At 74.6% G+C, this 19,189-nt stretch carries 13 protein-coding genes; 11 read left to right on the top strand and 2 right to left on the bottom strand.

The window, feature by feature from the left end:
* The first annotated feature begins 585 nt into the window (after positions 1 to 585).
* From ACH4PU_RS16995 to ACH4PU_RS16985, 3 genes are all read left to right on the top strand, one after another.
* Positions 586 to 849: a WhiB family transcriptional regulator gene (locus ACH4PU_RS16995; RefSeq protein ID WP_004952403.1), complete on the top strand. Its 264-nt coding sequence runs from the start codon at positions 586 to 588 to the stop codon at positions 847 to 849.
* A 691-nt stretch (positions 850 to 1,540) separates the two neighbouring features.
* Positions 1,541 to 5,335, top strand: a complete 3,795-nt coding sequence (locus tag ACH4PU_RS16990; RefSeq protein WP_398272211.1) for a glycosyltransferase family 2 protein — start codon at positions 1,541 to 1,543, stop codon at positions 5,333 to 5,335.
* A 59-nt stretch (positions 5,336 to 5,394) separates the two neighbouring features.
* Complete coding sequence (locus tag ACH4PU_RS16985) at positions 5,395 to 6,966, top strand: DUF5719 family protein (protein ID WP_398272208.1); 1,572 nt, start codon at positions 5,395 to 5,397, stop codon at positions 6,964 to 6,966.
* A 40-nt stretch (positions 6,967 to 7,006) separates the two neighbouring features.
* On the opposite strand, the gene ACH4PU_RS16980 is transcribed toward ACH4PU_RS16985, so the two are convergent.
* Positions 7,007 to 7,495 (bottom strand): metallopeptidase family protein, encoded by a 489-nt coding sequence (locus ACH4PU_RS16980; RefSeq protein WP_398272609.1) that lies wholly within the window; start codon positions 7,493 to 7,495, stop codon positions 7,007 to 7,009.
* 274 nt (positions 7,496 to 7,769) lie between these two features.
* Here ACH4PU_RS16980 and ACH4PU_RS16975 point away from each other — a divergent pair, with 274 nt between their 5' ends.
* The 6 genes from ACH4PU_RS16975 (at position 7,770) to ACH4PU_RS16950 (ending at position 13,815) form a co-directional block, all read left to right on the top strand.
* Entirely contained in the window at positions 7,770 to 8,234 is a 465-nt protein-coding gene (locus tag ACH4PU_RS16975) for a DUF3499 domain-containing protein (protein ID WP_398272206.1), read from the top strand.
* A gap of 315 nt (positions 8,235 to 8,549) precedes the next feature.
* The gene (locus ACH4PU_RS16970) at positions 8,550 to 9,908 is read left to right on the top strand and encodes a phosphomannomutase/phosphoglucomutase (RefSeq protein WP_398272204.1); all 1,359 of its coding nucleotides are present in this window, start codon (positions 8,550 to 8,552) and stop codon (positions 9,906 to 9,908) included.
* Between the two features lie 101 nt (positions 9,909 to 10,009).
* Complete coding sequence (locus ACH4PU_RS16965; protein WP_398272202.1) at positions 10,010 to 10,198, top strand: Trm112 family protein; 189 nt, start codon at positions 10,010 to 10,012, stop codon at positions 10,196 to 10,198.
* 55 nt (positions 10,199 to 10,253) lie between these two features.
* Positions 10,254 to 11,423, top strand: coding sequence for an SIS domain-containing protein (locus tag ACH4PU_RS16960; protein WP_398272200.1), 1,170 nt, complete (start codon positions 10,254 to 10,256; stop codon positions 11,421 to 11,423).
* Between the two features lie 94 nt (positions 11,424 to 11,517).
* Positions 11,518 to 12,714 carry a mannose-6-phosphate isomerase, class I gene (manA, locus tag ACH4PU_RS16955; RefSeq protein WP_398272198.1) on the top strand — a complete coding sequence of 399 codons (1,197 nt, stop codon included), beginning with the start codon at positions 11,518 to 11,520 and terminating at the stop codon, positions 12,712 to 12,714.
* 114 nt (positions 12,715 to 12,828) lie between these two features.
* Positions 12,829 to 13,815 (top strand): cation diffusion facilitator family transporter, encoded by a 987-nt coding sequence (locus ACH4PU_RS16950; protein WP_398272196.1) that lies wholly within the window; start codon positions 12,829 to 12,831, stop codon positions 13,813 to 13,815.
* A 224-nt stretch (positions 13,816 to 14,039) separates the two neighbouring features.
* Here the strand turns inward: ACH4PU_RS16950 and ACH4PU_RS16945 are convergent, their stop codons facing one another.
* Positions 14,040 to 16,058, bottom strand: coding sequence for a fructose-specific PTS transporter subunit EIIC (locus ACH4PU_RS16945; RefSeq protein WP_398272193.1), 2,019 nt, complete (start codon positions 16,056 to 16,058; stop codon positions 14,040 to 14,042).
* A 464-nt stretch (positions 16,059 to 16,522) separates the two neighbouring features.
* Between ACH4PU_RS16945 and ahcY the strand changes: the two genes are divergently transcribed.
* Together ahcY and ACH4PU_RS16935 are read left to right on the top strand one after the other, a co-directional pair.
* Positions 16,523 to 17,980, top strand: a complete 1,458-nt coding sequence (gene ahcY / locus ACH4PU_RS16940; protein ID WP_398272191.1) for an adenosylhomocysteinase — start codon at positions 16,523 to 16,525, stop codon at positions 17,978 to 17,980.
* A 180-nt stretch (positions 17,981 to 18,160) separates the two neighbouring features.
* The gene (locus ACH4PU_RS16935) at positions 18,161 to 18,775 is read left to right on the top strand and encodes a hypothetical protein (protein WP_398272189.1); all 615 of its coding nucleotides are present in this window, start codon (positions 18,161 to 18,163) and stop codon (positions 18,773 to 18,775) included.
* Positions 18,776 to 19,189 lie beyond the last annotated feature (414 nt).

Below are 19,189 nucleotides of genomic sequence, written 5' to 3'. Positions count from 1 at the left end.
GGAAGAGGAGAGCGTCAGCCGGAGCTCTGCGGCATCAACAGCTGGAACAGCGACAGCGCGCCTGAACGGCACAGCGCGACCCGTAGGAACGGGTCAGGCCGGGGGTCCCCGGGACGGACGTCCGGGCGGACGTCGGGGAGGGTGCGGTCGCGAGCATGCTGACAAGGAGACCGGCATCCGCGGCGCCGTGTCAACCGGATGTCCGGTTTGATGCCAATCTTTCACCTCATCCGGTAGTGGAGATCGGAAAAAGGTTTGTCTCGTGGGGTCCCGGGACAGTCGCCCGGCATCCTGATGTTCAAACATCGCCTGATTTCGGGCGGTGCAACTGGACGGCCGCCCCTCGCGTCCCTCTTGAAGACAAGGGAGCCGCGGGACGGCTGTGGCGAGCGAGAGATGTGTCCACTCTTGTGGCGGTTTGGCAACTTTCCGCTCGACCTTGGTTCCGCAGAGTGAATAAGGGGCTCAATAGCAGATCTCGGCTTGACTGGCCCGGATCGGCGCACTTGTAATTTCACTCGTGTCGTTCTGCCGTACCTGATCACGGCAGCATCACGGGGACGCAATGACAGACGAGGGGCGCACATGACCGAGCTGTTTCAGCAACTGCTGGTCGAGGAGGCGGACGAGGAGCTCGGCTGGCAGGAGCGCGCACTGTGCGCCCAGACCGATCCCGAGTCCTTCTTCCCCGAGAAAGGCGGATCGACCCGCGAGGCCAAGAAGGTCTGCCTCGCCTGCGAAGTCCGGTCCGAATGCCTCGAATACGCACTCGCCAACGACGAACGCTTCGGCATCTGGGGCGGCTTGTCCGAGCGGGAGCGCCGCCGCCTCAAGAAGGCCGCCGTCTGAGGGGCAGAGCCCCCGTCACCTCCGGCGCACCGCTTGCGTTCCGCCTTCCGGGCGCCACCGGCCGAGCGCCGTGCGCGGCGGCTCCGCAGCACCGGACGCCGTGCCGCACCCGGCATCTGACGCCGGGTCACCGCCCGGGCCGTACCGACGAGGCCCGACCGAGCCCGCCCAGGTCCGCCGGGGCCCCTGACCCGCACCGGCCGCGCGCCGGCCTCCACGCATGATCGCCGGCCTTCCACCACGGTCGCCGCCCTTCGACGGTCGCCGCCCTTCGACGGTCGCCGACCCTTCACGACCGCCGGCCGCGAGACCCGCCTGCCCCGGAGGCCGCCGGTCCGCGCGCCCCGCCGGTTCCCCTCGACCCGCCGACCGGGAGCCCGCACGAGCCCTCCACCGGAACCCACCGCACCGGAGCCCGTCGCACCTCCGGCGCGAGCCCGCACGAAACCCTCCGGCGGCTTCCCGGCGGAGCCGGCCGCACCGGGCCGAACACCTGCTCGTACCGCACGGCGCCGCCGTCCGCGCCCCGCGCCGAAGGAGGCGGAGCGGCCCGTTCTCAGCCACTAGGGTGGGGTGCCGTCCGAGACGACCGACGCCCCTCGGGCGTCCACCGCAGTCCAGCACCGCGGCCGTACCCGGGAGCGCCGACCGCTCCCGCTCCGGCCGCCCCCGGCCGGAGGGCCCGTACCCGATGTCCGCGCACAGCGATCCGCCGGCCCACCGGCCGGCACCCCCCGCGTTCGACCTCACCCACCCCCCGGCGTTCCCCCGCCACGTCGTCACCGCCGTGCTCGTGGCCCACGACGGCGCCCGCTGGCTGCCCGACGCGCTCGCCGGGCTGCTCGGCCAGGAGCGGCCCGTCCAGCGGGCCGTCGCCGCCGACACCGGGAGCGACGACGACTCGGCCCGGCTGCTCGCCGACGCGCTCGGCGCCGACCGCGTCCTGCATCTCGCCCGCCGCGCCGGCTTCGGCACCGCCGTCGACGAGGCGGTCCGCGCGGCCCCCGCGCCCACCGCCGACGACCTCCCCTACCTCGCCGGCTCCAGCGGCTGGGACCCCGTCAGCCGCACCTGGCGCGACGACCCCCACGACCCCTACGCGTCCCCCGACGCGCACGACCGCGACGCCGAGCCCGTCCAGTGGCTCTGGCTGCTGCACGACGACTGCGCCCCCGAGCCCGGCGCCCTCCGCGAACTGCTGCGCGTCGCCGACCAGGAGATCGCCGCCGGCCGGCCCGCCGCCGTCCTCGGCCCCAAGCTCCGCAGCTGGTACGACCGCAGGCAGCTCCTCGAAGTGGGCGTCACCGTCGCCCGCGGCGGCCGCCGCTGGACCGGCCTCGACCGCCGCGAACAGGACCAGGGCCAGCACGACCAGGTGCGGTCCGTCCTCTCCGTCTCCACCGCGGGCATGCTCGTCCGGCGGGACGTCTGGGAGGCGCTCGGCGGCTTCGACCCCCGGCTGCCCCTGATGCGCGACGACGTCGACTTCTGCTGGCGCGCCCACGCCGCCGGCCACCGCGTCCTCGTCGCCCCCGACGCCGTCCTCCGGCACGCCGAGGCCGCCTCCCGCGAGCGCCGCCCGGTCGACTGCGTCGGCCGCAAGCCGGCCTCCCCGCACCGCGTCGACAAGGCGGGCGCCGTCTACGCGCTGCTCGCCAACACCCGGGCCGCGGCGCTCCCCTACGTGCTGCTGCGGATCGTCGTCGGCACCCTGCTGAGCGCCCTCGGCCACCTCGTCGGCAAGGTCCCCGGCCAGGCTCTCGACGAACTCACCGGCCTGGGCGCGGTACTGCTGCGCCCCGGCCGGATCCGCGCCGCCCGGAGACGCCGCGCCGGCGCCGTCGACGCCAAGGAGCTGCGGCCCCTCTTCCCGCCGCCGGGCGCCACCCTCAGGGTCGTGTTCGAGCAACTGGCGGCCTTCTTCGGAGGGCGGTCCGACCCGGAGGGGCGGTCGGCGGGGAGGCACGGCGCCGTCGAGTCCGGGCCCGGCGGCGACGAGGCGGACTTCCTGGAGATCGAGCAGTTCGCCCGGCTGCGGCGGATCGCCCGCAAGCCCGCGCCCGTCCTCTTCACGGCCCTGCTGCTGGTCTCCGTCGTCGCCTGCCGCGGGCTGTACGGCGGCGGCGCGCTCTCCGGCGGCGCCCTGCTGCCCGTGCCGGAGGGCGCGTCCGACCTGTGGTCGCTGTACGCGGACGGCTGGCACGCCGTCGGCACCGGCGGCACCGCGGGCGCCCCGCCCTACCTCGCGATGCTCGCGGCCCTCTCCACGCTGCTCCTCGGCTCGCCGGACCTCGCCGTCACCCTGCTGCTCGTCTGCTCGGTCCCGCTGGCCGGGCTGACGGCCTACTTCGCCTCCCGCCCGCTCGTCGGCTCCCGGCCGCTGCGGGCCTGGGGCAGCGTCGCCTACGCGTTCCTGCCCACCGTCACCGGCGCCCTCGCGACCGGCCGGCTGGGCACGGCCGTCCTCGCGGTCCTGCTGCCCCTCCTCGCCCGGGCCGCCGTCGCCGCCGGCGGGTTCCGCTCACCCGGCGCCCGGCCGGTGTGGCGCGCCGTCTGGACGTACGCCCTGCTCCTGACCGTCGCCACCGCGTTCACCCCGCTGGTGTGGCCGCTCGCCGTCGTGCTCGGCCTCGGCGTCCTCGCGCTGCGCGCCCGGGGCGGCGGGCTCGTGCCGCACGCGCTCGCCCTGCTCGCCGTCGCCGCCACCCCGCTGCTCGTCCTCGCGCCCTGGTCGCTCGGGCTGCTCACGGACCCCGGCCGTCTCCTCACCGAGGCGGGGACGGAGTACGGCGGCGGCACCGGCACACCGCTGCGCCTGCTCACCGCCGACCCGGGCGGGCCCCGGACGTTCGGCGGGCTGCTGTTCGCCGGCGTCCTGCTCGCCGCGCTCGGCGCGCTGCTCCGCGCCGACCGGCGGGCCGCGGTGGGCACCGCCTGGACGGCGGCGCTCGCCGCGCTGCTCTGCGCGGCGCTCGTCAACCACACGGCCTGGGCCGGGCCCGCCCTGCTGGTGTACGGCCTGGCGCTGACCGCCGCCGCCGTGGTCGGCGCCGAGGGGGCCCGTGAGCGGGTCGCCGCCAAGAGCTTCGGCTGGCGGCAGCCCGTCGCCGGGCTCGTCGCCCTCGCCGCCGCCGCGGGTCCGCTCGCCGCCGTCGTCGCCTGGGCGGCCGGCGGGGCCGGGGGACCGCTGGAGCGGCGCGACCCGGTGCAGGTCCCCGCGTTCGTCGCCGAGGCGGCGACCACCCGCGACCGGGCCAGGACCCTGGTCCTCGCCCAGGAACCGGGCCACACCGCGCACCTCTCCTACGCGCTCGTCCGCGGCTCCGGCATCCGGATGGGCGACGACGCGGTGGCGCCCGGCCGGGACGCGCGGCTGGACTCCGTCGTCGCCGACCTCGTCGCCGGCTCCGGCGCCGACCAGGCCGCCCGGCTCGCCGAGTACGCCGTCGGCTTCGTCCTGGTCCGCGACGGCGGCGCCAGGGACCTGGGCGCCGCCCTGGACGCCGCCCCCGGCCTCACCCGGCTCAGCCAGGAGGGGCGCACCGCGCTGTGGCGGGTCGACCGGCCCGTCTCCCGGGTGAGCGTCGTCGCCGAGGGCGCCGGCCCGGTGGCCGTCCCCTCCGGGCCCGTAGGGGCCCGGGCGACGATCCCCGCGGGGAAGGACGGCCGGGTGCTGCGCCTCGCCGACCGGGCCGCGCCCGGCTGGCGGGCCACCCTCGACGGGCACCCGCTGCCGCGCGTCACCCTCGACGGCTGGGCGCAGGGCTTCCGGCTCCCGGCCGCCGGCGGCAGGCTGGCGCTCTCCTACGAGACGCCGTCCGGCCGGACCGCGTGGGTGTGGACGCAGGGGCTGCTCGCCGCCGTCCTGGTCGTCCTGGCCCTGCCGGGCCGCCGCCGGCACGTCGACGACGATCTGCCCGACGCGGTGGTGCCCGCCGCGGAGCCCGTGTCCCTGCCCGAGCAGGCGCCGGCCGGGGAGGGCCGCCGGGCCCGCAGGCTGCGCGCCGCGGCCGAAGGACGGCAGCCGGCGGCGGAGGACGGGACCGTCGCGCCGGAGCCGGTGCCGGTGCCCGTGCCGGTCTCGGCCGACCCTTACGAGGAGCCCTCGGCGGACGCGTACGCCGCGGCGGACCCGTACGCGGCGGATCCGTACGCCGCGTCGCCCGCCCCGCAGTACGCCCAGGGGACGCCGGACGCCGGGTGGGTGACCGACCCTTACTCCCCCTACGGCACCTACGGGTCGTACGGGTCCGCCGGGTACCCCCAGGAGGCTCCGCGGCCCTACCCGGACGCGTACCAGGGACAGGGCCACCACCCCGGCGCCTACCCGGACACCACCGGGTACGACGCCCCGCCCGCCCCCGGCCCCTACGGCGTCCACGACCCGTACGGGTACGGGAACGGCGGTCAGGGCGGCCGGAACGGCCACGACACGACGTACGACGCCGGCCACGGCCTCCGCCGCGACGGGAGCGACCAGCAGTGAAGCGCCAGCGATCAGCAGTGAAGCGGGAGCGGCCGGCAGGGAGGCGTGAGCGGACACGCGTGGGGCGTACGGCCCTCTCCCTGTTCGCGACGGCGGCGGCGCTGGCCGCCGTCGCGGGTGTCGCGGTGGTCGCCGCGCCCTCGGGCGACGCCGGGAGCGGTTCCGGCTCCGGCACCGCCCGGGCGGCGGGATCCGCCGCCCGGATGCCCGTCCAGCGCTCGGCCGTGGTCTGCCCGGCGCCGACCTCCTCCGAGGTGGCGGAGACGACGTACACGGCGTTCTCCCCCGGCGCCCCCGCGTCCGCCAAGGCGGTCGCCGGCGGCCGGGACGCGCGGCGGCCCGCCGATCTGCTGCCGGTGACGACGACGAAGAGCCAGGCGCCGGCGAAGAAGAGCGAGAAGGGCGACAAGAAGGCGGAGGACGGCGGCAAGGCGACCGGGGCCGGCGCCGTCCTGACCCTCAAGGCCCCCGGCGCCCCCGTGACCGCCACCACCGACCGCTCCGACGCCCCCGCCCTCCTCGGCTCCGCCGACGGACCGCTCGCCCCCGGCTACACCGTGCAGCAGACCACGGCCGTCACGGCCGGCAGCGGGCGCGGCCTGCACGGGCTGACGTGCGCGCCGGCCGACACGTCGTTCTGGTTCCCGGGCGTCTCCACGGCCAAGGGCCGCCAGGACTACGTCCACCTCACCAACCCCGACCCCGCCGCGGCGGCCGTCGTCGACCTGGAACTGCACGGCAAGGACGGCCGCGTCGCGGCGCCCGCCGGCGAGGGCGTCACCGTCCCGCCGCGCTCGTCGGTGCCCGTCCTGCTGAGCACCCTGACCGACACCCCCGCCGACAACCTCACGCTGCACGTCACCGCCCGCTCCGGACGGGTCGGCGCGGCTGTGCAGGCGTCCGACGAGAAGCAGGGCGGCGACTGGCTGCCCGCCTCCGAGCCGGCCGCGGTCGCCGTCCTCCCTGGCATTCCCGCCGACGCCACCTCCGTACGGCTCGTCGCCTTCGCCCCCGGAGCCGACGACGCCGACCTCACGCTCCGCTTCGCGGGCCCCACCGGCTCGATCACCCCGGCGGGCCACGAGACGCTGCACGTCAGGAGCGGCACCACGGAAACGGCCGCACTGGACGGCGTGGCCCGGGGCGAGGCCGGCTCGCTGCTGCTCACCGCCGAGGGCGGCGGGAAGGTCGTCGCCGGGCTGCGGGTGACCCGCGGCAAGGGGGACAAGCAGGAGACGGCGTTCCTCCCCGCGGTCGAGCCGGTCGGCGCCCGCGGCACGGTGGCGGACGGCCGGGCCAAGGGCACCTCGCTGTCCCTGGCCGCGCCCGGCGCGGAGGCGCGGGTCAAGGTCACGGCGTGGGCGGCCGGCGGCGGGACCCCGGCCACTCGGACGTACACCGTCCGGTCCGGCACCACGCTCACGGTGGAGCCGCCGGTTCCGGGCAGCGGCGGCAAGGGCGGGTACGCGCTCACGGTGGAGACGGTCTCCGGCGGGCCGGTGCACGCCGCCCGGACGCTGACCCTCCCGCAGGACGGCGTCCCGGCGTTCACCGTGCAGCCGGTCCCGGACGACCGCTCCACGGTGGAGGTGCCCGCGGTGCGCTCCGACCTGACGACGGTCACGCGCTAGCGGGGGCGGGGCGGCGAATCCCCGCCCCGCTCCGCCCCCGTCAGTCCTGTCCGTAGCGCGGGTCCACCGACTCCGGCGCCAGGCCCAGGAGTTCGGCGACCTGCTCGACGACGACCTCGTGCACCAGCAGCGCGCGGTCGTCGCGGTTCTTGGTGCGGATCTCCACCGGGCGGCGGTAGATGACGATCCGGTCGGGCTCGTCGCCGCGCGCCGCGACGTACCGGCCGAGCGGGACCGAGCCGCCGTCGAGGAACAGCGCCTCGCCCGGCTCACCGTCCTCGCCCGGCACGGGCACCTCGCGCACCGCGAAGTCCACCGACGCCAGTTGCGGCCAGCGGCGCTCCAGCCGCTCCGCCGAATCCTGGACGAGGTCGACGAACGCCTCGGCGCGGCTCACCGACAGCGGGACCTGCGGCGGGGCGATCGGACCGCGCATGCCGCGGCCGTGCCGGTCGCGGTGGCGCGGGCGCCGGCCGGGCGGGCCGGGCGGACCGGCCGGTGGAGGTACGGGGCTGTCGGGGCTGTCCATCACCTCGAAGGGTATCCGCCGGTCGGCCGTGTACGCGCGGTAGCCGCGCATCTCATCGGATGTCGCCCGATGAGCGTTCCGCGGTTGCTTGCGATCGGATAAAGCCGACGGGGAGACCGTCGATCGCATGCCGAATGACACTATGGTGGCTGAGTGATGACAGAGTTCGAGGGCCGCGCATCCTGTTCCACGCCCTCCCCGCGCAGGTCGACCCGGCGGTTCGGGGGCGGTGTCCACCGGGCGCTCCGGCACGACACGGAGGGGTGAGCCAGGAGTGAGTCGTCGCGGCCCGCTCAAGAGTGCGGTACCGTCCCACCTCGTGAGCCCTGTACGTCGCTGTTCGCGCACCGCGTGTGGCCGCCCGGCCGTCGCGACGCTGACGTACGTCTACGCCGATTCGACCGCCGTCCTCGGCCCGCTCGCCACCTACGCCGAGCCCCACTGCTACGACCTGTGCGCCGAGCACTCCGAGCGGCTGACGGCCCCCCGAGGGTGGGACGTCGTCCGGCTCGCCGTGGACACCGGCCCCGCCCGTCCCAGCAGTGACGACCTCGAGGCGCTGGCCAACGCCGTTCGGGAGGCGGCCCGTCCGCAGGAGCGCGCCGTGGGCGGCGGGCCCGGGACCGGATCCGTCGGCAGCCAGATGAAGGGGCCCGTCGGACCCAGCACGCGCGAGGTCAACCCGATGGAGGTCGCCCGCCGGGGCCACCTCAGGGTGCTGCGCTCGCCCGACTCCTGACGCGCCGGGCCCCGAAGCCCCGTGCTCCGAAGGCGAATTCCGGCCGACGTGCCTGGCGTTTTCCGTCACATTCCGCCGTTTCGCGGCGCTTCGCGGGTGCTGCCGGAGCACGTCCGTCCGACGTCGGCGTCCTCCTCGCCTTTCTGCGCGCGTGAGGCGCTCAACCCCTGACCCGACCCCGATTCGTCCCTGATTCGCCCCGGGTTCGTCCCCGGTTCTCGCCTCCGACGGCCGTCCGGCGCCGGAACGGGCGGTGGGTCCGGGTAGGTTTGGGTACCTGTACCGGACCTGTACCGGACTCCAGGAGGGTGAGACGTGGCTGATCTGTCGCAGCTCGTGAAGGCGTACGACGTGCGTGGTGTGGTCCCCGACCAGTGGGACGAGGCGCTCGCCGAGCTCTTCGGCGCTGCCTTCGCCAAGGTGACGGAGGCGGACGCGATCGTCGTCGGGCACGACATGCGGCCCTCGTCCCCGGGGCTGGCCCGGGCCTTCGCGCGCGGCGCCGCCGCCCGGGGCGCCGACGTCACGGAGATCGGGCTCTGCTCGACCGACCAGCTGTACTTCGCCAGCGGCCATCTCGGCCTGCCCGGCGCCATGTTCACGGCCAGCCACAACCCGGCGCAGTACAACGGCATCAAGATGTGCCGCGCCGGTGCCGCCCCCGTCGGCCAGGACACCGGCCTCGCCGACATCCGCGCCCTGGTGGAGGACTGGTCGGAGAACGGCGCCCCCGAGCCCGTCGCCACCCCCGGCACCCTGTCGGAGCGGGACACCCTCGCCGACTACGCCGCCCACCTGCGCTCCCTGGTCGACCTCGGCCGGATCCGGCGGCTGAAGACCGTCGTGGACGCCGGCAATGGCATGGGCGGCCACACCGTCCCCACCGTCCTGGAGGGCCTGCCGATCGACCTGATCGCCCTCTACTTCGAGCTCGACGGGACGTTCCCCAACCACGAGGCCAACCCCCTCGACCCCAAGAATCTGGTCGACCTCCAGGCCAAGGTCCGGGAGACCGGCGCCGACATCGGCCTCGCCTTCGACGGCGACGCCGACCGCTGCTTCGTCGTCGACGAGAACGGCGACCCCGTCTCCCCGTCCGCGATCACCGCCCTGGTCGCCGCCCGCGAGCTCGGGAAGCACCCCGGCGGAACGGTCATCCACAACCTGATCACCTCCTGGTCGGTGCCCGAGGTCGTCAAGGAGCACGGCGGCAAGCCCGTCCGCACCCGCGTCGGACACTCGTTCATCAAGCAGGAGATGGCCCGCACGGGCGCCATCTTCGGCGGCGAGCACTCCGCGCACTACTACTTCCGCGACTTCTGGAACGCCGACACCGGCATGCTCGCCGCGCTGCACGTCCTCGCCGCCCTCGGCGGCCAGGACAAGCCGCTCTCCGAGCTCGTCCGCGAGTACGACCGCTACGCCGCCTCCGGCGAGATCAACAGCACCGTCGCCGACCAGCCGGGCCGGGCCGCGGCCGTCCGCGCCGCCTACGCGGACCGCGACGGCGTCGAGCTCGACGAGCTGGACGGCCTCACCGTCACCGCCGCGGACTGGTGGTTCAACCTCCGCGCCTCCAACACCGAACCGCTGCTGCGGCTCAACGTCGAGGCCCGCGACGCGGAGACGGTCGCCCGGGTCCGCGACGAGGTCCTCGCCATCGTCCGCGCCTGAGCGGCGCCGGCCCGGACGGGCTTCCCGCCGGACGTCACCACCGGTGACGTCCGGCGGTACCCTGACCGCACAGAGACGCACACCTCCCGAAGGGAACCCCCATGCCGCTCGAAGCCGGCCTCCTGGAGATCCTCGCCTGCCCGGCGTGCCACGCGCCCCTGCGGCAGGAGGCGGACGCCTCCGGCGAGGCCACCGAGCTGGTGTGCGAGAGCGAGAGCTGCGCCCTGGCGTACCCCGTCCGCGACGGCATCCCCGTCCTCCTGGTGGACGAGGCCCGACGCCCCCACTGAGCCGCGCCGCCCCGGCCGGCACCCCGCACACCACGGCGATCGGAGCTGATCAACGGTGTTCGACGAGTCTCTCCTCGATGACCCCGACGCCCTCTCCCGCGCCGACGTCCACGGCCTGCTGCGCGGCGCCGCCGAGTCCGGCGCCCGGGTCCGGACGGCCGCCCGCAACGCCGACGAGGCGGGCATCGGGGCCCTGCGCCCCGACGGGCGCCCGCGCGCCGTCCTCGTCGCGGGGCCCGGTCCGGCCGCCGCCTCCACGGCCGAGCTGCTGGGCGCGCTCGCCGGCGGCGGCTGCCCCGTCGCCCACCTCCGCCCCACCGGCGTCGCGGCCGCGCCCGGCGCCCTGCGCTGGACGCTCCCCGGCTGGACCGGCCCCCTCGACCTGCTCCTCGTCGTCAGCCCCGACGGCACCGAGCCCGGCCTCGCCCTGCTGCTGGAACAGGCGTACCGCCGCGGCTGCTCCGTCGTCTGCGTCACCCCGGCCGGCACCCCGCTCGCCGACGGCACCGCCCAGGTCCGCGGCCTGGCCATCCCGCTGACCAGCACCCCGTACGAGGCGACGATGGCCGGCGACGACGCCCCCGCCCGCCCCGAGAACGGCGAGAACGTCCTGCCGACCGGCCCCGGCACGCTCTGGTCCCTGCTCACCCCGCTGCTCGTGCTCGCCGACCGCGTCGGCCTGTTCGAGGCACCGCGGTCCGCCCTCGACGCGCTCGCCGACCGGCTAGACCGGCTCGCCGAACGCTGCGGCCCGGCTACCGCCACCTACGGCAACCCGGCCAAGACGCTCGCCGCCGAACTGGCCGACAGCCTTCCGCTCATCTGGACCGAGGGCGACCTCGCGGGTGCCGCGGGACGCCGCTTCGCGACCGTCCTCGCCGCCCTGGCCGGCCGCCCGGCGCTCGCCGCCGAACTGCCCGAGGCGCTCACCGCGCACAGCACCCTGCTCTCCGGCTCCTTCGCCGCCGGGGCCGACCCCGACGACTTCTTCCGCGACCGCGTCGAGGACCCCGAGGCGCTGCACGCCCGGGTCGTCCTGCTGCGCGAACGCGCCCCCGACATCACCTCGGCCGTCCCCGGTGCCCGCGATCTCGCCCTGCACCGGGACACCCCGGTCAGCGAGCTGGAGGCCGCAGAAGGCGCGAGCCCCCTGGAGACCGCCGCCGAACTGCTGGCCGTCACCGACTTCGCCGCCGTCTACCTGGCCCTCGCCGGTACCCCCTAAGCCGCCCCGCGAGCCGGAGCGTGCCCGCGCGCCGGGCACCCCGGCCCTCACGCACCGCGCCGGACCCGTCCGCACAAGTCAGGAACCGCCCCCTATGGACCGCCTCGCCAACACCGTGCGCCCCTACGCCTGGGGCTCCACCACCGCGATCCCCGGCCTGCTCGGCACCCCGGTCACCGGAGAGCCCCAGGCCGAGCTCTGGATGGGCGCCCACCCCGGCGCCCCCTCCCGCGTCGACCGGGGCGACGGGCCGCGGCCGCTCACCGACGTCATCGCCGCCGACCCCGAGCGCGAGCTCGGCGCGCCGGCCGTCCGAGCCTTCGGCCCCCGGCTCCCGTTCCTGCTCAAGCTGCTCGCCGCCGCCGCCCCGCTCTCCCTCCAGGTGCACCCCGACGCCGCCCGCGCGGAGACCGGATTCGCCGCCGAGGAGGCCCGGGGCATCCCCCTCGACGCACCCCACCGCACCTACAAGGACCCGCACCACAAGCCCGAACTCCTCTGCGCCCTCACGCCCTTCGACGGCCTGTGCGGCTTCCGCGACCCGGTGCGGACGGCGGACCTGTTCGCGGCCCTGGGCGTCGACGCCCTCAAGCCGTACGTCGACCTGCTGCACGCCCACCCCGCGTCCGACGCGCTCCGCGAGGTCCTGACCGCCATCCTCACCGCCGACCGCGCGGCGATCGCCGAGACCGTCGCGCAGGCCGCCGCCGCGGCCGAACGGCTGGCCGGCGCGGACGGCCCGTACCGGGACGACTGTGCTTCCTACGCCTTCGTCGCCCGCCACTACCCCGGCGACCCGGGCGTCCTCGCCGCCATGCTCCTGAACCACGTCCGCCTCCAGCCCGGCGAGGCCCTGCACCTCGGCGCCGGCGTGCCGCACGCCTACCTGGACGGACTCGGCGTCGAGATCATGGCCGGCTCCGACAACGTGCTGCGCTGCGGGCTGACGCCCAAGCACGTCGACGTCCCCGAACTGCTGCGCGTCGTCCGCTTCGAACCCACCGTCCCGGCCGTGCTCCGGCCGGAGGCCGGGCCGGACGAGGAGGAGGTGTACGACGCGCCCGTCGACGAGTTCCGCCTCTCCCGGCGCGTACGGGCCGCCGGAGCGCCGCCCGTACGTCTGGACGCGCCCGCTCCGCAGATCCTCCTGTGCACCGCCGGCACCGCCCGCCTCAGCGGTGACGAGGGCGAACTGGAGCTGGGCCGGGGCGAGTCCGCGTTCGTCCCGGCGGGGGAGCACGTGGAACTGCGGGGGGAGTGCACGCTCTTCCGCGCCACGGTCGCGGTCTGAGGGCGACTCGGCCGTCCCTGCTGACACAATGGCCCGCCGAAGGCGGCAAAGAAACAGCAAAGACCCTCGCGGTGCGTCCGTGACGGCCCGTGGCGGAAGGGACACCCCGTACCTATGAGTGCTCAAGGCGGAACGAAGGCCATCGTCGCCGCGCTGGGGGCCAACCTGGCCATCGCCGTGGCGAAGTTCGTCGCCTTCGCGTTCAGCGGCTCGTCGTCGATGCTCGCGGAGGGCGTGCACTCGGTCGCCGACTCCGGCAACCAGGCGCTGCTGCTGGTCGGCGGGAAGAAGGCGAAGAAGGCGGCGAGCGAGGAACACCCCTTCGGCTACGGCCGCGAGCGGTACGTCTACGGCTTCCTCGTCGCCATCGTCCTGTTCACCATCGGCGGCGTCTTCGCCCTCTACGAGGGCTACGAGAAGATCAAGAACCCGCACGAGCTCGACAACTGGTACTGGCCGGTGGGTGTCCTCCTGTTCGCCGTCGTCGCCGAGGGCTTCTCCTTCCGCACAGCCGTCGCCGAGTCGAACGAGCTGCGCGGCCGGCAGTCCTGGAAGCAGTTCGTCCGCACGGCCAAGGCCCCCGAACTGCCCGTCGTCCTGCTGGAGGACTTCGGCGCCCTCGTCGGCCTCGTCCTCGCGCTCTGCGGCGTCGGCCTCACCGTCGCCACCGGCGACGGCGTCTGGGACGGCATCGGCACCCTCTGCATCGGCGCCCTCCTCGTCCTCATCGCCCTCGTCCTGGCCGCCGAGACCAAGTCCCTGCTGCTCGGTGAGGCCGCCGGACCCGAGCAGGTCGCCCGCATCCGCGAGGCCGCCGTCGACGGCGCCACCGTGACGGGCGTCATCCACATGCGCACCCTCCACCTCGGCCCCGAGGAACTCCTCGTCGCCGCCAAGATCGCCGTACGCCACGACGACACCGCCGCCGACGTGGCCCGCGCCATCGACGCCGCCGAAACCCGCATCCGCGCCGCCGTCCCCATCGCCCGCGTCATCTACCTCGAACCCGACGTCTACAGCGAGACGGCAGCAGCGGCAGGCCCGGACCCGGCGGCGACACCGGGGGGCCCGGGGCCCGCTTCCGGCCCGTCCGGCGTTTGAGGACGACGTGGTGGAGCCGGGGTGCCGGGAGGGGCCGGCTTTCAGCCCGTCCGGCGTTTGAGGACGACGCGGTGGAGCCGCGTTGCCGGGGTGCCGGGCGGGGCCCGCTTCCAGCCGGTCCGGCGTTTGAGGACCTCGCGGCGAAGCCGCGATGCCGGGGTCCGGGGCGCAGCCCTGGAAGAGACGGTGAGAGGGCGGGGCTGGGGCACCACCCCGTTCGGGCCTCAGCGCAGCTCACCGAGCACCGCCAGAATCCCCGGAACATCCGGCGCCGCCAGCAAACGGCCCCGGAACCCCGAATCCATCAGCTTCCGGGCCAGCCCCGCCAGAATCCGCAAATGCTCCTCATCCGCCCCCTCCGGCACGGCGACGGCGAAGAGCAACCGCGCCGGCACACCATCCGCCGCCCCCCACTCGACGCCCTCGGCCGACCGGGCGAAGGCGACGATCGGAGCCGCCACCGCGTCGGTCCGGGCGTGCGGGAAGGCGACGGCCTCCCCGGCCCCAGTGCCACCCTGCGCCTCCCGGGCGAGCAGAGCGGCCACCAGGGCGTCACCGTCCAGCACCGAACCACCCGCGGCGAGCAGTTCGGCCAGCTCCCGAACGGCCTCCTCCTTGCGCCGCGCGGCAAGCCAGGGCCGGACGGTCCGCCCGGTCAGCCGCCCACCGAGCACTGCTTCGCCGGCGGCCGGAGGCGGCGCGGGCGGCGCGGGCGCGGCGGCACGGCCCGGTGAGCCGGCCCCCGCCACCGGAGCCCCCAGCGCCATCAGACTCACGGTCGCCAGCGCCGTGACAACCGCCCCCATCGCCATGGCGACGAAGAACATCGGCACCCCGCCCACCGCCCCCACCACGGCCACGACCGGCCCACCGTGCGGCACCGCGTCGGTGACCGCCGCGAGCCCGGCGATGGCGCCGGCCACCGCTCCGCCCAGCATGTTGGCCGGGATCACCCGCGCGGGCCGCGCCGCGGCGAACGGGATCGCCCCCTCGGTGATCCCGAAGAAGCCCATGACCAGCGCCGCCGACCCCGCCTCCCGCTCCTGCGCGCGGAACAGTCCGCGCCGCAACAGCGTCGCCAGGCCCTGTCCCAGGGGCGGGACGGGGATGGCGGCGGCGCAGATGCCCATCACCTCGGGACTGTGGGAGACGAGCCCGGCCCCGAAGAGGAAGGCCGTCTTGTTGACCGGCCCGCCCATGTCGAACGTGATCATCAGCCCCAGGAGCACCCCGAGCACCGCCGCGCCCGCGCCGGTCAGCCCGGCGAGCCCGTCGGTGAGGCGGTCGAAGACCCAGGAGACCGGCCCGCCGAGCGCGTAGACGAAGAACAGGCCGAGGACGGACGTGGCCAGCACCGGGATGACGATGATGGGCATCACCGGCCGGACGAAACGCCGCACCGGCACCCGTCTGATCGCGAGCACCAGCCACCCGGCCAGGAACCCGGTGACGATGGCACCCAGGAACCCGGCGCCGGAACGCGAGCCGTAGAGCGCGCCGTCGTTCGCCAGCCACCCGCCGACCATGCCCGGCACCAGCGCCGGCCGGTCGGCGAGCGCGTAGGCGATGTAGCCGGAGAGCACGGGCAGCATCAGCGCGAAGCCGATCTCGCCGATTCGGTGGACGTGCTCCCAGAACGACCCGGCGGGGATCTCCAGCCCGTGCGGCCCGGCCCGGCCGCCGAGTGCGAGCGAGACGGCGATCAGCAGCCCGCCGGTCACCACGAACGGGATCATGTACGAGACACCGTTCATCAGCGCCCGGTACCCGACGACACCGGCCGCACCACCGGAGCCGGCCGCACCGCCGGGGAACGCGAGCCCCGGGAAACCGGCACCCGCACCCCGTCCGGCCTCCCGCGCCCCGCCGGCCGCGCGGTGCACGGGCGCGTCCCGCACCTCCCGGATCAGCCGCTCCGGCTCGCGGATGCCCTCGCCCACACCGGTGACGAGCACCCGCTTGCCGTCGAACCGGGCCAGGTCGACGTCCTTGTCGGCGGCGACGATCACCCCGTCCGCCGCCGCGATCTCCCGGGCGGACAGGACGTTCTCCGCGCCGATGGAGCCCTGCGTCTCCACGCTGATGCGGTGCCCGAGCGCCTCGGCGGCCTGGACCAGTTGCTCGGCGGCCATGTACGTATGGGCGATGCCCGTCGGGCAGGCGGTCACGGCGACCAGCCGGAGCGGCGGCCCGCCGCCACGGCATCCCGTCGTCCCCCCGGAGGAATCGGCCGGACCGGTCACGGGTCTCCTTCCCAGCGGCTTGCCGGCGGCTTCCCGGCGTCGCACCCTTCGCTCGCATCCTTCACAGGCGGGCGCCGGATTCCGGGGAGGCGAGGCCCGTTCGGCGCGGTCGGCACCGAAACCCCACCACCCCCCGCGGCCTCGCACGACCCCGTACGCCCCGGAACCTCCCGCGGGCCCCGACGATCCGTCACCAATCGACCGTCAGCGGGCCCGGATCCCCAGGAGGGGCTGGGGATCCGGGGGCCGTCCGGTGTAGATTCGGACGCGGTGCCAGACGTCGCTGCTGATGGCGGTCGGGCGGTTCGCACGACGGGCCGGCCGAGGGAGAGAGGACCTCCGACGGACTGCGCTGCGGCCAGGTGTGACGTGAGGGTGTCGAGGAGAACCGACACGCACGACGACCTGTCCGTCGCACGGCCGTACCCACACTCTCGCTCGCCCCTTCAGGAGGAGCAGCCCGTATGACCACCACCTCCACCGGCCAGGACTTCAAGGTCGCGGACCTTTCCCTGGCGGCATTCGGCCGTAAGGAGATCACCCTCGCCGAGCACGAGATGCCCGGTCTGATGGCGATCCGCAAGGAGTACGCGGAGGCGCAGCCGCTGGCAGGCGCCCGCATCACCGGCTCGCTGCACATGACCGTGCAGACGGCGGTGCTGATCGAGACCCTGGTGGCGCTGGGCGCGCGGGTGCGCTGGGCGTCCTGCAACATCTTCTCCACCCAGGACCACGCCGCCGCCGCCATCGCGGTGGGCCCGAACGGTACGCCGGACGACCCGCAGGGCGTCCCCGTCTTCGCCTGGAAGGGCGAGACGCTGGAGGAGTACTGGTGGTGCACGGAGCAGGCGCTGACCTGGCCGGACGCTCCCACCGGCGGCCCGAACATGATCCTGGACGACGGCGGTGACGCCACGCTGCTCGTGCACAAGGGCGTCGAGTTCGAGAAGGCCGGCGCGGCCCCGGACCCGTCCACGGCGGACAGCGAGGAGTACGCCCACATCCTCACCCTGCTGAACCGCACGCTGGGGGAGAACCCCCAGAAGTGGACGCAGCTGGCGTCGGAGATCCGCGGTGTCACCGAGGAGACCACCACCGGCGTCCACCGCCTCTACGAGATGCAGTCGGCGGGCACCCTGCTCTTCCCGGCGATCAACGTGAACGACGCCGTGACCAAGTCGAAGTTCGACAACAAGTACGGCTGCCGCCACTCCCTCGTCGACGGCATCAACCGCGCCACCGACGTCCTCATCGGCGGCAAGGTCGCGGTCGTCTGCGGCTACGGCGACGTCGGCAAGGGCTGCGCGGAGTCGCTCCGCGGCCAGGGCGCCCGCGTCATCGTCACCGAGATCGACCCGATCTGCGCCCTGCAGGCGGCGATGGACGGCTACCAGGTCGCCACCCTGGACGACGTCGTGGAGACCGCCGACATCTTCATCACCACGACCGGCAACAAGGACATCATCATGGCCGCCGACATGGCCAAGATGAAGCACCAGGCCATCGTCGGGAACATCGGCCACTTCGACAACGAGATCGACATGGCCGGTCTCGCGAAGATCCCCGGCATCGTCAAGGACGAGGTCAAGCCGCAGGTCCACACCTGGACCTTCCCCGACGGCAAGGTCCTCATCGTGCTGTCCGAGGGCCGCCTGCTGAACCTGGGCAACGCGACCGGCCACCCGTCCTTCGTGATGTCGAACTCCTTCGCCGACCAGACCCTGGCCCAGATCGAGCTCTTCACCAAGCCGGAGTCGTACCCGACCGACGTTTACGTGCTGCCGAAGCACCTGGACGAGAAGGTCGCCCGGCTCCACCTCGACGCGCTCGGCGTGAAGCTGACGACGCTCCGTCCGGAGCAGGCGGAGTACATCGGCGTCAAGGTCGAGGGCCCGTACAAGCCCGACCACTACCGTTACTGACGGCTCCCTCGGCGCCGGCGGCCCTCCCGGCCGCCTTCGCGGCAGACGCGGTATGCCTGACGTACATGGCATCCGCGGCGCCGAGAGCCACAGCAGCGTCAGCAGCCGGCACACCAGCCGGCCGGCCAGGCCCCTGCCCCCGCGGCGGGGGCCTGGCCCGTTCGTGTCAAGGAACCCTCCATGCCCCGCGGCCGCTACTCGCTCCACGATCCGCACGACCACACCCCCCTCGGTGAGGAACGCTTCCAGTGCGCCACCGGCCCGTCCGGCTGGCGCTATGTCTCCACGACCACTCACGCGTCCGGCGCACCGGCCGGCTCGGTCGACCTGGCGATCGACGCGCTGGGCCGGCCCATCCGCCTTCAGCTCCGGTCCGCCGACTGGCAGGTGCGGGCGGCGGCACTCGACGGCGTCACCTGGGTCCGGACGGACCCGTCCGGCGAACACGCCACGGAGGGGAACGTCCGGGCCCACGCCTTCACCGGGGCTTCCCCCGCCTTCCACGTGGCACTCGCCCGGCTGCTCCGCCTCACCCCCGGCGGCCCCCCGGCCCGCGTCCGCCTGGTCTCCTTCACCGCCCCCGTGCTCGCCCCCCTCACCGTCGACCAGTCGTGGTCCCTGGTCAGCAGGACACCACACCCCACTGACAACGGGACCTTGGACGTGGACGAGTACCAGGTCAGCGCCCTCGACACGGGTGAGCGCCACACGGTCCACCTGGCCGGCGACGTGGTCCTGTCCGCGCCGGGCGTCGAGCTGGAGGAGCTGGAGAGCCCGCCGTCGGTGTTCGACTGAGCCCGAGGGCTGGTAGGGTTTCGTCCTGCCCCACAAACCTGTTGACACGGGTGGGTGGGGGAGGTAGATTCGAACGGTTGGGGCCGACTGGACCTAGTCGCCGCCAACGGTTAGCATCTACATCGCTTCGAGTCGTGAGCACCGCTCACATTGATCGCGAAGCTCCTCGACTCCCTCAGAAGGAAGCGAATCGGCCGTGAAATCGGCCCGCTGAAAATCTGATAAAGTCGGAATCGCCGGAAAGCGAAAGCGAGAAGGCGAAACCCCGCTCCAACAGGGGGCCGGAAACGGAATCCGAACCGGAAACGGAACGGAAAACGGATCTGGTAAGGTTGGAAACACCGAAGGGAAGCGCCCGGAGGAAAGCCTGAGAGAGTCTCTCGGGTGAGTACAAAGGAAGCGTCCGTTCCTTGA

The sequence above is a fragment of the Streptomyces sp. NPDC021100 genome, from assembly GCF_044333095.1.
In the GTDB taxonomy this organism is placed as follows: Bacteria; Actinomycetota; Actinomycetes; order Streptomycetales; family Streptomycetaceae; genus Streptomyces.
Note: the sequence above shows the minus strand (reverse complement) of the source record. Positions and strands in the feature narration are given on the sequence as shown.